At 56.4% G+C, this 13,260-nt stretch carries 15 protein-coding genes; 11 read left to right on the forward strand and 4 right to left on the reverse strand.

Annotated features, from left to right (window positions below; all coding sequences use genetic code 11):
* The 10 genes from ACM62R_RS11965 to iolE all read left to right on the forward strand — a co-directional run.
* The coding region (locus tag ACM62R_RS11965; RefSeq protein ID WP_415184288.1) for an IS3 family transposase at positions 1-722 on the forward strand (722 nt) is incomplete at its 5' end.
* 92 nt (positions 723-814) lie between these two features.
* Positions 815-1,879 carry a sensor histidine kinase gene (locus tag ACM62R_RS11970; RefSeq protein ID WP_415184289.1) on the forward strand — a complete coding sequence of 355 codons (1,065 nt, stop codon included), beginning with the start codon at positions 815-817 and terminating at the stop codon, positions 1,877-1,879.
* Between the two features lie 139 nt (positions 1,880-2,018).
* Positions 2,019-3,056, forward strand: coding sequence for a substrate-binding domain-containing protein (locus ACM62R_RS11975; protein ID WP_323006563.1), 1,038 nt, complete (start codon positions 2,019-2,021; stop codon positions 3,054-3,056).
* Between the two features lie 62 nt (positions 3,057-3,118).
* Positions 3,119-4,345, forward strand: coding sequence for a phosphate ABC transporter permease subunit PstC (gene pstC, locus ACM62R_RS11980; protein ID WP_323006564.1), 1,227 nt, complete (start codon positions 3,119-3,121; stop codon positions 4,343-4,345).
* Positions 4,342-5,670, forward strand: coding sequence for a phosphate ABC transporter permease PstA (gene pstA, locus ACM62R_RS11985; protein WP_415184290.1), 1,329 nt, complete (start codon positions 4,342-4,344; stop codon positions 5,668-5,670). The genes pstC and pstA overlap by 4 nt, the downstream gene beginning before the upstream one ends.
* A gap of 14 nt (positions 5,671-5,684) precedes the next feature.
* Complete coding sequence (pstB, locus tag ACM62R_RS11990; protein WP_323006566.1) at positions 5,685-6,482, forward strand: phosphate ABC transporter ATP-binding protein PstB; 798 nt, start codon at positions 5,685-5,687, stop codon at positions 6,480-6,482.
* Positions 6,483-6,485: 3 nt separating this feature from the next.
* Positions 6,486-7,193, forward strand: coding sequence for a phosphate signaling complex protein PhoU (gene phoU / locus ACM62R_RS11995; RefSeq protein ID WP_415184291.1), 708 nt, complete (start codon positions 6,486-6,488; stop codon positions 7,191-7,193).
* A gap of 4 nt (positions 7,194-7,197) precedes the next feature.
* On the forward strand, positions 7,198-7,887 hold the full coding sequence (gene phoB, locus ACM62R_RS12000) for a phosphate regulon transcriptional regulator PhoB (RefSeq protein WP_323006568.1): 690 nt from the start codon (positions 7,198-7,200) through the stop codon (positions 7,885-7,887).
* A 701-nt stretch (positions 7,888-8,588) separates the two neighbouring features.
* A complete protein-coding gene (locus ACM62R_RS12005) occupies positions 8,589-9,203 on the forward strand; it encodes a thiamine pyrophosphate-dependent enzyme (protein WP_415184292.1) in 615 nt (204 codons plus the stop codon).
* A 2-nt stretch (positions 9,204-9,205) separates the two neighbouring features.
* Positions 9,206-10,114, forward strand: coding sequence for a myo-inosose-2 dehydratase (gene iolE, locus ACM62R_RS12010; protein ID WP_415184293.1), 909 nt, complete (start codon positions 9,206-9,208; stop codon positions 10,112-10,114).
* Positions 10,115-10,374: 260 nt separating this feature from the next.
* Here iolE and ACM62R_RS12015 read toward each other — a convergent pair whose 3' ends face one another.
* Entirely contained in the window at positions 10,375-10,608 is a 234-nt protein-coding gene (locus tag ACM62R_RS12015; protein ID WP_323006571.1) for a hypothetical protein, read from the reverse strand.
* Positions 10,609-10,725: 117 nt separating this feature from the next.
* Here ACM62R_RS12015 and ACM62R_RS12020 point away from each other — a divergent pair, with 117 nt between their 5' ends.
* Positions 10,726-11,481 (forward strand): SDR family NAD(P)-dependent oxidoreductase, encoded by a 756-nt coding sequence (locus ACM62R_RS12020; protein WP_323006572.1) that lies wholly within the window; start codon positions 10,726-10,728, stop codon positions 11,479-11,481.
* Between the two features lie 179 nt (positions 11,482-11,660).
* On the opposite strand, the gene ACM62R_RS12025 is transcribed toward ACM62R_RS12020, so the two are convergent.
* The 3 genes from ACM62R_RS12025 to ACM62R_RS12035 all read right to left on the reverse strand — a co-directional run bounded on the left by ACM62R_RS12025 (position 11,661) and on the right by ACM62R_RS12035 (position 13,178).
* Positions 11,661-11,834 (reverse strand): hypothetical protein, encoded by a 174-nt coding sequence (locus tag ACM62R_RS12025; RefSeq protein WP_323006573.1) that lies wholly within the window; start codon positions 11,832-11,834, stop codon positions 11,661-11,663.
* Between the two features lie 138 nt (positions 11,835-11,972).
* Positions 11,973-12,473, reverse strand: coding sequence for a YbjN domain-containing protein (locus ACM62R_RS12030; RefSeq protein WP_323006574.1), 501 nt, complete (start codon positions 12,471-12,473; stop codon positions 11,973-11,975).
* A 255-nt stretch (positions 12,474-12,728) separates the two neighbouring features.
* A complete protein-coding gene (locus ACM62R_RS12035; RefSeq protein WP_415184294.1) occupies positions 12,729-13,178 on the reverse strand; it encodes a hypothetical protein in 450 nt (149 codons plus the stop codon).
* Positions 13,179-13,260: the final 82 nt, after the last annotated feature.

The raw sequence follows: 13,260 nt of genomic DNA on the forward strand, positions 1-13,260 counted from the left end.
AGCAGGCTTGGGATGACAGCGGAGAGGTCTATGGGTACCGCAAGTTGCACGATGATCTGTGCGACATGGGCGAAGACATCAGCCCCAACAGGGCTTGGCGTTTGGCGCGTCTAGCAGGGATAAGGGCCCAGATTGGTTACAAAAAGAAGCCCGGCTCTTATGGCGGCAGCCCTGCGGTCGTGGCCGACAACACCTTGAACCGAGAGTTTGATGTCGACGCTCCGGACCAGTTCTGGGTCACAGATATCACCTACATCCGCACCCACGAGGGCTTCCTTTATCTCGCAGTTGTCATCGATCTGTTTTCCCGGCGCGTTGTTGGGTGGTCCATGCAAGGCCGCACATATACCGATCTGCCGCTGCAAGCCCTGCTGATGGCTGTCTGGCGGCGCAAACCAAAGACCAAAGTTCAGGTGCATTCCGACCAAGGCTCACAATTCACCAGTTACGAGTGGCAAGAGTTCCTCGAACAGCACAATCTGACGCAAAGCATGAGCCGTCGCGGGAACTGTTGGGATAATGCAGTGGCAGAAAGCTTCTTCAACCTGCTCAAACGCGAACGCATCCGACGCAGAAAGTATAAAACGCGCGCTGAAGCCCGTCAGGACGTGTTCGACTACATCGAGTTTTTCTACAACCCACAGCGCAAACACGTTAGGAATGGCATGCTGTCACCGATTGACTTCGAACAGCAGCAAAAACTGAAGCTGCAAGGTGTCTAGGAAACTCGGGGCTATTCAACCAGCTCTGTCCTGTTGCTTAAGTCAAAGATCGGCTAGTTCACTACCAAGTGAAGCAACTTTGAGAAACAGCCATGACCAACCATGACTTGGGTAACCCCGCGACGATCCAAGATCTGATTGCAGCCTTTCCATTGCCTACACTGATCATCGGACCTACAGAACACGTTCTGTCCCTGAACGACGCGGCCGATATGCTGCTGGGTAAAAGCGTTGTGGGGCGGCACTTCACGACCTCGCTGCGCCAGCCAAAGCTGGTAAAGGCAATCGAACAAAGCCTACAGGATCGGGCTCCGCGTAGCGTATCCTATCAAACTGTCGAAAACGGCAGCGACACGTCATATGACGTGTCGCTACGGGCAATTGCGCAAACGGGTCTGTTGCTTGTCAGCTTTCAAAACGCGACCGATTTGGCCCGTGCCGAACAAATGCGTCGCGATTTTGTCGCCAATGTCAGCCATGAATTGCGCACCCCACTGACAGCGCTCATGGGTTTCATTGAGACCCTGCGCAGTTCTGCCCGAGACGACGCCAAAGTTCGGGATCGGTTTTTGGGTATCATGGCGGGTGAGGCGGAACGTATGAACCGGCTTGTGGGGGGCTTGCTGTCGTTGAGCCGGGTTGAGGCAGATGAACGCGTTCGCCCCACAACGCGGCTCGACCTGCGGAACGTTTTGCAAACAACATTGAGCAATCTTGAGCCGTTGGCGCGGGAGAATGCTGTGGCCTTGCGATGCGATCCGGGACAGGTGCCGCTGTATGTCATTGGCGTTGCCGATCAGTTGTTGCAAGTCTTTACCAATCTTGTGGAAAACGCGATCAAATACGGCGGCGCGGATCAATCTGTCGAGATCAGCGCCCTTAGAACCGCGCATGATCCCGTTCTGCGTGGCCCTGCGATAGAAATCATGATTGCCGATCATGGACCGGGTATTGATCCCATTCATCTGCCGCGCCTGACCGAACGGTTCTATCGTGCAGACAATCACCGCAACCGCGAACTGGGCGGTACAGGCTTGGGCTTGGCGATTGTGAAACATATCCTCAATCGTCACCGGGGGCGGCTGAAGATTGCCAGCCAGCCGGGGCAGGGGTCACAATTCACCGTCGTTTTGCCGCCCGATAGCAAGAGTGCATGATTTGCAGGCAAAAATCCGGTCAAAACCTCAATTGTCATAAAACTGCAACATACCTGTCGCAAAACCGAAGCAAGCCGCGCCCATAAGCGCGTCAGGATCACCAAGGGGTGGTCTTTGATCGGATCGGACAGGAGTCTTCATGTCACTCGTTAACCTTACTGCATCGACGCTGGCCATCGCGGCCTTATCGGCCACGGCGGCAGCCGCCCGCGACAATGTGCAGGTTGCAGGATCGTCCACAGTGCTTCCCTATTCTGCTATCGTTGCCGAAGCCTTTGGTGAAAATTTCGATTTTCCGACGCCGGTTGTTGAATCGGGCGGGTCATCGGCAGGGCTCAAGCGGTTCTGCGCGGGGATCGGTGACAATACCATCGACATCGCGAATGCCAGCCGCGCCATCAAACCCTCTGAAATCAAAGTCTGCGCCGAAAACGGCGTGACGGATATTGTCGAAGTGCGCATTGGCTACGATGGGATCGTCTTTGCCAGCGACATCAATGGCAACAGCTTTGCCTTTACACCCGTTGACTGGTATTTGGCGCTGGCCGCTGAACTGCCCACAGATGGGGCCATGGTTGCGAACCCAAATACCAATTGGAACACGCTCAACGCCAATCTTCCCAATCAGCAGATTCAGGCGTTTATCCCCGGCACCAAGCATGGCACGCGGGAGGTGTTCGAGGAAAAGGTGCTGCTTCAGGGCTGCAAGGACAGCGGTGCGATGGATGCGATCCTGAAGATCAACGGTGCTGACGAAAAAGCTGCCGAGGCGACCTGCATGGCAGTGCGCACGGACGGCCTTTCGGTTGATATCGACGGCGATTACACTGAAACACTGGCCCGGATCGAAGCGGACTCCAATGGTATCGGCGTCTTTGGCCTGTCATTCTATGAGAATAACACTGACAGGTTGCAGGTCGCGACCATGTCCGGTGTCGTCCCGAACACTGAGAGCATCGCAGCCGGAGATTATCCGGTGTCACGCCCGCTCTTTTTCTACATCAAGGCGGCGCATCTGGGCAAAATTCCGGGCTTGCAAGCGTTCGCCGATTTTTTTGTAAGCGATGAAATCGCGGGGCCGAATGGACCGCTGGCCGAATATGGGCTGGTCTCTGACCCCGATCTCGGCACGACGCAGGGTGCAGTGGCCAATCATGTGCTTTTGGGCGCTATGTAAAGCAGATTATGCGGGGCGGGCATGCTGCACGCCCCGCGTTCTTCTACGGGAAAGTTGCCTTGATGTGGGTTTTTGATGCCATCGTTTCACTGCCGGTGCTGGTGATCGGCCTTGCGATCTTCGGGTTCACTGGCGCAAGGCTGCGTGCCCGCGTCGCTGCGCGCGATGATATCGGCAAATTAGCGGCACTGCCGAAGGCACATGGGATGAACGCCTTTTTCAGCGTTCTTGTTCCTGCATTTGCCAGCTTTGTCATTCTATTGCTTGTCCGGTTGCTTGGGCAGCAACAGGGCATCGAAACCCTGTCTGCCGGGTCTGCCTTTTGGGTGGTGCTTGCCATAGCCGCAATCGGGTGTATCGGCGCAATCTTGCGGTCTTCGCGCCGTTTTCGGGCGCAGCGGGCATCCGAATGCTGGATCAAATCCCTGCTGATCGCGGCCGCAACCGTCGCAATACTGACCACCATCGGTATTGTGTTGTCGATGGTGGTCGAGGCGATGCATTTCTTTCAGCAATATGATTGGCGCGATTTCTTCTTTTCCACGGACTGGGCCCCGAACTTTCGTGGTAACAGCGCACTTGGCATCCTGCCGCTGCTTTGGGGCACTTTCTACATCAGCTTCATCGCGCTTTTATTCGCCGTGCCGGTGGGACTGTTCGCCGCGATCTATCTGTCTGAGTATGCCGGCCCCCGCATGCGCAGTGTCGCCAAGCCGCTGATTGAAGTCCTCGCGGGTATTCCGACGATTGTTTACGGGCTCTTCGCGCTGATTACCATCGGCCCCCTGCTGCGAGATTATTTTTCGCAGCCGCTTGGTTTGGGCGACAGCGCATCTTCGGTCATGACGGCAGGGCTTGTCATGGGGATCATGCTGATCCCTTTCGTTTCGTCACTATCGGACGATGCCATCAATGCTGTGCCGCAGGCGATGCGCGACGGGTCTTATGCGCTTGGCGCGACCCGGTCCGAAACCATCCGCCAAGTGGTGCTTCCGGCCGCACTGCCCGGCATCATGGGTGCCGTTCTGCTGGCCGCAAGCCGCGCGATTGGCGAAACGATGATCGTCGTGCTGGGTGCGGGCGCCGCTGCGCGCCTGTCACTGAACCCGTTCGAGGCGATGACAACCATCACCGTCAAGATCGTCAGCCAACTGACCGGTGACACCGATTTTGCCAGCCCGGAAACGCTGGTGGCATTCGCCCTCGGGCTCACACTGTTCACCTTTACGCTGGGACTGAACGTGATTGCGATGATGATCGTGCGAAAATATCAGGAGCAATACGAATGATCACTTCCACAACCTCGCTGCTGGACCAAGACTATCGCACGAGGCGGCGAAATTCGGCCGAAGCACGGTTTCGCGCCTATGGTCTGGCCGCGATCGGCGTTGCCACTATGGCGCTGGTGCTTTTGCTGACTTCGGTTGTGTCCAACGGCCTCGGCGCGTTTCGTCAAACCTATATCACGCTGGAAATCCCCCTGCCTGAGGCAACTCTGGACAAGTCCGGCAGGCGCGACCCCGTTGCAATGGCTAAAGTTTCGACCTTCGGCTATGCGCCGCTACTGCGTGACGCATTGTTGGGAAAATTGGCAAAGCTACAAATCACCTCTGAATTGCCGGACAAGGATATCGCCGGGTTGATGAGCAAGGAGGCGACAGCAACCTTGCGCGACCATGTGTTGGCGAACCCCGATCTGATCGGCGGCAATGTGACTATGGAGATTCTGGCCGACGGGCGGATCGACGGGTATTTCAAGGGCCGGGTTACCATGGAAAGCGCTGCGCTGGACGGCAACACTTCACCAGAGGCGCTGCAACTCGCCCAGAAACTTGCCGATGCCGGTGTGATCATAACGCGGTTCAATCGGGAGTTCCTGACCGCCCCTGACGCCAGCGACCAACGCCCCGAGGCGGCCGGTCTGGGCGTCGCCATCCTCGGGTCACTTTACATGATGCTGGTGGTGTTGGTGCTGGCGCTGCCAATCGGGGTAGCCACCTCGATTTATCTGGAGGAGCTTGCGCCAAAGAACCGGGTATCCGACCTGATTGAAGTGAATATCAGCAATCTGGCCGCCGTGCCGTCAATTGTCTTTGGCATCCTCGGGCTGGCGATCTTTATCAATTTTGCCGGGATGCGGCAATCCTCGCCGCTGGTTGGGGGGCTGGTGTTGACGTTGATGACCTTGCCGACCATCATCATCTCGACCCGTGCGGCGCTCAAAGCTGTGCCGCCCTCAATCCGCGATGCGGCACTTGGGGTCGGGGCCAGCAAGATGCAGGCGGTCTTTCATCACGTCCTGCCGCTGGCCGCCCCAGGTATATTGACCGGCACGATCATCGGCCTTGCCCAAGCCTTGGGGGAAACCGCGCCGCTTTTGCTGATCGGCATGGTTGCCTTCGTGCGCGACTATCCGGCGGCTTACAGCGATACTGCTGGGCTATTTGGCGAGGCCGCCACGGCGCTGCCAGTGCAGATCTTCAATTGGACCCAGCGCGCCGACCCCGGATTTTCTGAGCGCGCCTCAGGGGCGATCATCACCTTATTGGTGTTTCTGGCGGTGATGAACACGGTGGCCGTGTTGCTGCGCCGCCGCTTTGAGCGCCGCTGGTAAAGACAGACAAAATCATGAAAGACACCAATGTGACCGAAAACATCAACACACTGACGCGGCAGAAAATATCGGCAAAGAATGTGCAGGTTCGCTACGGCGACAGCGTTGCCATCAACTGCGTATCGGTGGACATCGCCCCCAATACGGTGACTGCTTTTATCGGGCCGTCTGGATGCGGTAAATCCACGTTTTTGCGTTGCTTGAACCGGATGAATGACACGATTGAAATCTGCAAGGTAACAGGGGATATCCGCATTGATAATGAAGATATCTATGACCGGAATGTAGATCCGGTGCAGCTTCGTGCCAAGGTCGGTATGGTATTTCAAAAGCCAAACCCGTTTCCGAAGTCAATCTTTGACAATGTCGCTTACGGCCCGAAAATTCACGGTCTGGCGCGCAATAAATCTGAACTGGGGGATATTGTCGAAAATGCGCTGATGAAAGCCGCGCTGTGGAATGAGGTCAAAGACCGTCTCAACAGTCCCGGCACCGGTCTTTCGGGGGGGCAACAGCAACGGCTGTGCATCGCGCGGGCGATTGCCACCGCACCCGAGGTTCTGCTGATGGACGAACCTTGTTCTGCGCTGGACCCGATCGCCACCGCGCAAATCGAAGAGTTGATCGCCAGCTTACGACAGAGTTATTGCGTCGTGATCGTTACCCACTCGATGCAACAAGCGGCGAGGATCAGCCAGAAAACGGCGTTTTTTCATCTTGGCAGTCTGGTGGAATACGGTGATACCGATCAGATATTCACCGCCCCGCAAGACCCAAGAACCGAAAGCTATATCACTGGCAGGATTGGATGAGCCATGACAAATGAGCATATATCTTCGGCTTTCGATACCGATCTGGAGGGGGTTCAGACACAAATCATGAAGATGGGTGGACTGGTCGAAGACGCCATCCGCCTTGGCATGAAATCCCTTGAAACCCGCGATGAAGAACTGGCGCAAAAGGTCCGCGCCGCCGACGTAGCAATCGACCACCTTGAAGAGACGATCAACGAGGGCGCCGCCCGCATCATTGCGTTGCGCGCCCCGACTGCGATTGATCTGCGCCTGATCCTGAGTGTGATCAAGATCAGCGGCAATCTTGAAAGGATTGGGGACTATGCCAAAAATATGGCCAAGCGAACCGAAGTGCTTTCGCAGGTCGCGCCAATCAGTGACAGCATCGGTACTCTTCGCCGCATGACGCGAGCGGTTGAGGCGATGCTAAAAGATGCGCTGGATGCCTATATCCACCGTGATGCGGCGCTGGCCGCAGACGTGATCGTACGCGATGTCGATGTGGATCAGATGTACAACGCGCTGTTTCGGGAATTACTGACCTTCATGATGGAAGACCCGCGCAACATTACCGCCTGCCTGCACCTGCATTTCATTTCCAAGAACACCGAACGCATGGGGGATCATGTGACCTCTATCGCAGAACAAGTCATCTATCTGGCGACAGGAAAGCAACCGAACGAGGCGCGCCCGAAAGCCGATACAACATCCACAACATCAGGAGTCTGACGAAATGCCACCAGAGCAAGCGCGGGTCCTGCTCGTTGAGGATGAACCTGCCCAGCGTGCGGTCCTGACCTATAATCTCGAAGCGGCGGGTTTCGCCGTGTGCTGTGCCGAGAACGGCGAAGAGGCCATGATGATGGTCGCCGAGGCGCTGCCCGATCTGGTGATCCTGGATTGGATGATTCCGCTCATAAGCGGAATTGAAATCTGTCGCCAACTCAAGACCCGCGACGAAACAAGGCGCATTCCGGTCATCATGCTCTCGGCGCGATCCGAGGAGGTCGATACCGTGCGTGGCCTGGAAACCGGTGCGGATGATTATATGACAAAACCATATTCTGTTAATGAGCTTATGGCGCGCGTCCGCACCCAATTGCGGCGCACCCGTTCGGCAGTCGCAGGGGTTGGGCTGACATTCGAAAATATCATCCTTGATCCAGAAAGCCATCGAGTCAGTCGCGACAATCGTGAACTGAAGTTGGGGCCGACAGAGTTTCGACTTCTGACCAGGCTGATGGAGCGGCCGGGCCGCGTTTTCAGCCGTGATCAACTGCTCGATCTTGTCTGGGGGCGCGATATCTTCGTGGATTCGCGCACGGTCGATGTTCATATCGGTCGCCTGCGCAAAGCTCTGACGCGATTTGGCGATAGCGACCCGATCCGTACCGTGCGCGGCGCTGGCTATGCGCTTGGATAAACAGTTGGCGGGGTAAGGCAGGGTTTGTTTTCCATCACTAAACCGCACATTTAGCTATGAGGGCCGACAACCGACAACGGGTGGCTTTGCACCGACTTTCGATGGATACCCCGCCAAGCTGTAAAACGCGCGAAAAGACGCAACGCAGAATCTGCAATGCCGCACGCAACCGAGAGTGGGAGTCGGCTTTGGGCCGAAACCGCGCTCCGGCGTGGTTCCTCCCGCGTCCTATTCCTATACCGGGGCGCAGCGCGGCATTTCGCTAGCGCGTGGCTTTTTCACCGGGGAAGCCACCCCACGGATCATCTCGGCATTATGTCTCATTATCAGTGACTTACCCGGTATACCGCGCGGGCAAGGTGGATTTCTTTCGGAAGCCACCCTCGCCCTTGGCCAGCAAAGGAAGGCAACTCTGCGCCATAAGCTTTCGGACATCTCATAACACTTTGATTCCGCAACACAAAGTGGATTGATATTTCTAGCCCCCTTGACCTACCGATTGATCATCGAAGAATTACGCCCGCAGGTATCCCCTCGCGGGCGTTTTCGTTTTCCTGACATCGCGGCGCTCGATCCTGTCGCTGGCCAAGTTGCCCGCGCGCATCGGCATGCCCACCCTTCGCCAATTGAGAACCGCCCCATGGACCTGGCCTTCGCGCCAAGCGAGATTGAGACGTGGCCGATTGATCGGCTGCGCCCCTATGCCCGGCGCGATCACAAAAGGGTGGCGCGTCAAGCATCCCAACACGTTTGACTGTGAGTTCGGTTTCAGCTCTATGGGCGATGAAATTGCGGCAGGGTGGGGGGCATCCATGGCGCAAAGCGGCCCCGGCGGTCTTGGCGGTACCCCTATCGTTATGCTGGGGGACGGCACCTATATGATGATGAATTCCGACATTTATTTTGCGGCTTTGACGGGTCACAAGATGATTGTCGTGGTCTGCGATAATGGCGGGTATGCGGTCATCAACCGTCTTCAGCAATTCAAAGGCGTGCCGGGCTTCAACAATATGCTGACAGATTGCCGTGTCCGTAATAAAGACAACCCGTTGCATGTTGATTTTGTAAAACATGCCGAAGCAATGGGGGCAAAAGCGCGTCAGGCAGAGAGCCTCGCCGATTTTGAAGATGCGATGAAATGGGCACAGGGCAATGACGGCCCGCCCGTGCTTTCGATCGTATCCGATGCCTGGGCTTGGGTGCCGGGGGATGCGGATTGGGATGTGGGTGTGCCCGAAATCTCAAATTTTGAATCGGTGCGTGCAGCCCGCAAATCACAGGATGCGATCCGTATTAACCAGCGTGTTGGAGTGTAATTATGAAAGCTAAACTTGGTATTGCACCAATTGCATGGTGGAACGACGACCTCGAAGAACTGTCCGACGACGTCAGCCTAGAAGAATGTCTTCGGCAGGCTTCGGTGGCGGGCTTTACCGGCATGGAAACGGGGCGCCGCTTTCCGATGAACATGGATCAGCTTGGCCCAGTTCTCGACACTTACGGCATGTCAGTGTGCGGGGGCTGGTTCTCGGGGCTGTTGCTCGACGGTGATATTGAGGTCGAGAAAGATCGCATCGCCGAACAACTGGCATTTTTCAAAGCGGCAGGCGCGCCTTGTATCGTCTACGGCGAAACGGCGCGGTCGATCCAGGGGGTGAAATCCGCACCTCTGGCAACGAAACCCAAACTCGACGAGGCCGAGGTCGCAGCCTACGGGCGCAAGATGTCGGACTTTGCCGACTGGTGCGCGAAAGAGGGGATGCCGATCAGCTATCATCACCACATGGCCGCCGTGATCGAAACGGAGGCTGAGCTTGATCTTTTCATGCAACATTCATCCGTGCCGCTGTTGTTCGATGCGGGCCATATGGCTTTTGCCGGCGGTGACGTTTTGCGGGTAATCGACACCCATCACGACCGTATCAGCCATGTCCATACCAAGGACGTGCGCATGCAGGTGATCAATGCGCTTGACCGGACCAAAGAGAGCTTTCTGGATGCAGTCGTCAAAGGCGCGTTCACCGTGCCCGGCGATGGCAGTCTGGATTTCGAAGTCATCGTGAAGGCGCTGGCGGGCTATGGCTATGAGGGCTGGTTCGTCGTTGAAGCGGAACAAGACCCCAAGGCCGCACCCCCGCTTGCAATGGCGCAAAAAGGCCATCGGGAGTTGCTCCGCGTCATGGCGGCAGCAGGGTATGAGGTTGTATCTTCGGAGGGTGCGCAGTGAAACAGCCTCAAAGATAAGATCGCCATCATCACCGGTGGCACGCAGGGGCTCGGCGCCGCTATTGCGCGAAGTTTTGCGACCGCTGGATGCCTGTTTCGAATTTCACCCCGTCGAGGACATACCCGATGGGCACGGCTGGGATTTCTTTGTGGAAAAGCTCAACGGCCAAGGCCGGATGCTGCTGCAATCCCACGCAGCAGAGGCGGAGGCATTTTCGCCCTATGATCAGACAGGGTTAATCAGATCGCAACCCACAGGCTTTATACCGAGAGCGCCTTGCAGATCACCTGAGCCACCGCCAACAGGTTGCACGCAATATCCAGTTCGGCCTCGCGCTGCTGCTGCTTGTCGTGATCCCTGCCGCCCTTGCCATTGTCGCCGCTATAGCAGGCCCGATTGCAAGCCCGTTGATCCTGAAATCCCCCCGCACAGGGCAGCGCGCAGGTTTCGAGGTGCACCTGATGCTTCTGATCAAGGGGCAGGGGTGATGCCATTCCAAAGGGCTTTTGCCGCCCACCCATCTTGCAAAAATGTCGATGCCAGTGATGCAAACCACGCCGCGCATCCCCATATAAAGGTTGAGGCATCAGTGTTTTCAAAGGAGAGAAGCCATGGATCTGCGGTTTGACGGCAAAACGATCATTGTGACAGGTGGGGGATCGGGGATTGGGGCCGCGACCGCCGAGGAGCTTGCAACGAGCGGTGCCACCGTGATCGTCGCGGACCTTGACCGGGCCAATGCCGATAGCATTGTCAAAAGCATTTTGGGCAAGGGTGGCAAAGCCCATGCCTGTACCGTGGATGTGGCGAAGGCCGCTGAGGTTGAGGCCATGGTGGCATTTGCGGTTGAAAAAACCGGTGCGTTGCACGGGATTGTCAATAATGCTGGCATCGGTGGCCCCTCGGCGCCGACCGGCAGCTATGATGTCGAGGCGTGGCAAAAGGTGATCGACATCAACCTCTCCGGTGTTTTCTATGGCATGCGATTTGCTATCCCCGAGATTGAAAAGGCGGGTGGCGGCGCGGTGGTCAATGTGGCCTCGATCCTTGGTTCGGTCGGCTTTGCGGGCGCCTCGCCCTATGTCAGCGCCAAGCATGGCGTCTTGGGCGCGACAAAAAATGCGGCGCTTGAACATGCAGCGACGGGCGTGCGGGTCAATTCCGTAGGGCCGGGGTTTATTCTGACCCCACTGGTCAGCAACGCGCTGGACGCCGCAACGCTGAAGCAGCTTGAGCGTGAGCACGCCCTGAACCGGCTTGGCACGCCCGAAGAGGTCGCAGCGCTGATCGTGTTTTTGCTGTCGGATCGTGCCAGCTTTATCACCGGATCGTATCACTTGGTCGATGGTGGCTATACGGCACGCTAACGCTGCGGGCCCGCCCTTGCCGAGCGGGCCACGGGTTCAAAGACCGATCACCATCGGAACCTTACGACCTGTTTGGCCGGGCTGTTTGGCCGGGCTGTAACAGGCCCGCCGTCTGGCAGCCCTTATCTCTGCCTTGGCGAAAGGCTTTCCTATGGGGGAACTGGCCCTTGGCAAGCTATTCAAGGATCGAGGGAGGGCGGATTGGGTAGCCATAGGCCACGGCCCGGGGTCTGCCCGGTCAGGATGTCCGAGGCCGGGGGCGCGATGGTGAACACGTTTGAGACATCGCATCCTTCTTTCAACGTGTTGGTATGGATGATGATATCTGTATCGCCGCCCTTTTCGATGTTCACGGGGCGTTTTCGTCGCGTTCCTCGTCAGTCAGTTTGAAGTGGATTTCACTTACACGCCTTTTGCAGCGGCCATCAAAACACGTGTCGGGCTCGATAAAGATCCGCACTTGCCCGGCCTGGGTGCGAGTATTCCCGCGTTCATGCTCGTCCGTAGGCCTCGGCAATCGCTACTTTCATCGCGGCCTCTGGCGTATGATCCGCCCAGGTAACCAGTTGAAACGCAGGGTAAAACCGCTCGGCTGCCATCACGGCACTGGAAATCAATCGGTCAATTTGCTCTGGCCCCGCAATCTGTCCACCAGCAAGACAAAGCCCATAGCGCCAGACCATCAGCTTCTGGTCGCCCCACCAGGTGAACGCGCCGGTCCAAACCATATCATTGCACCGATTCAGCACATCATACAGCGCCGATATTCGGCCCTCAGGCGGCTCCATTTCAAACGTGCAGATCAGCCGAAGCGTTTCATCCTGCGCCGACCATGCCAGCGTCAAAGAGTAGGTACGCCACTGCCCCTCAACAGCCATTGCAATCTGATCATCGGTAACCCGGTCAAACTCCCAAGCGTGGTGTTCGGCCAGTGTTTCAACGATGTCGATCGGATGGACATCCTCTGCAAGATAGTCTTCTGAAAGTGACATGCTCCGCCTCGTTTTTATACTACCTGCTGGCCTGCCCACAATTGATGGACCGACTACAAGAAGCTGAGTGTTTGGCAAGAACCAGCGTCCCCCCAACAAACCCCTTACTAGATATAGTGTTTGAGGAACGAAACCCTGTAAAGGGAAATCTGTAAATTCTTCTGTGGACAACTGTGGCTCGCTGTGTGTGTGGCTCGCCACGCAAACTTGCAGTGATTGACACGCAATGTTGCAGCAGAACGGTTTTATCAATGTCTATTTTTTTGGTTCAAAATAAAGCGGAACAATTCGATGGCGTACGAAGAAGTTGCAGCCCGTTGATACACAGGCATGCCGTGTTCTGAACGAAAGCTGACCCGAATCTGAAAAATCCGCGCCCTCGATGAGCTCCGCCAGCTTATGTTCAACTAAGTGGTTCTTCCAATTGATCAGAGTTTGCTTTGAGTTCTCTTTCGTATGGTAAATAATAATTTCGCCTCGATCGGCCCCCTCTTGGGCGACGCCGTACCTAGTTGAGAGCTGCAAGAAGCCATTATGCAGCTTGACGTAGCTGGTGTAGAGCTTTGCTTCCCCGATCCACTTAAACCGGTGTTTGGACTTTATGAGGATGTCACAATGGCCACCATTTTCTGTATCATGAGCTGCCGGGATGCTAAGCATGGTAAGCATCGATACAATTTGTATTGTGAGCGCATCTTCCGACATTTTATGTGTCTGTCTTCTCGTGTCGACAAGGAGAAACGCGCGAAAGTTGGTGATGCCCTGAGGGGCGGCATATCATGGCGGT

Source organism: Phaeovulum sp. (assembly GCF_047638075.1).
Taxonomy (GTDB): Bacteria; Pseudomonadota; Alphaproteobacteria; order Rhodobacterales; family Rhodobacteraceae; genus UBA6197.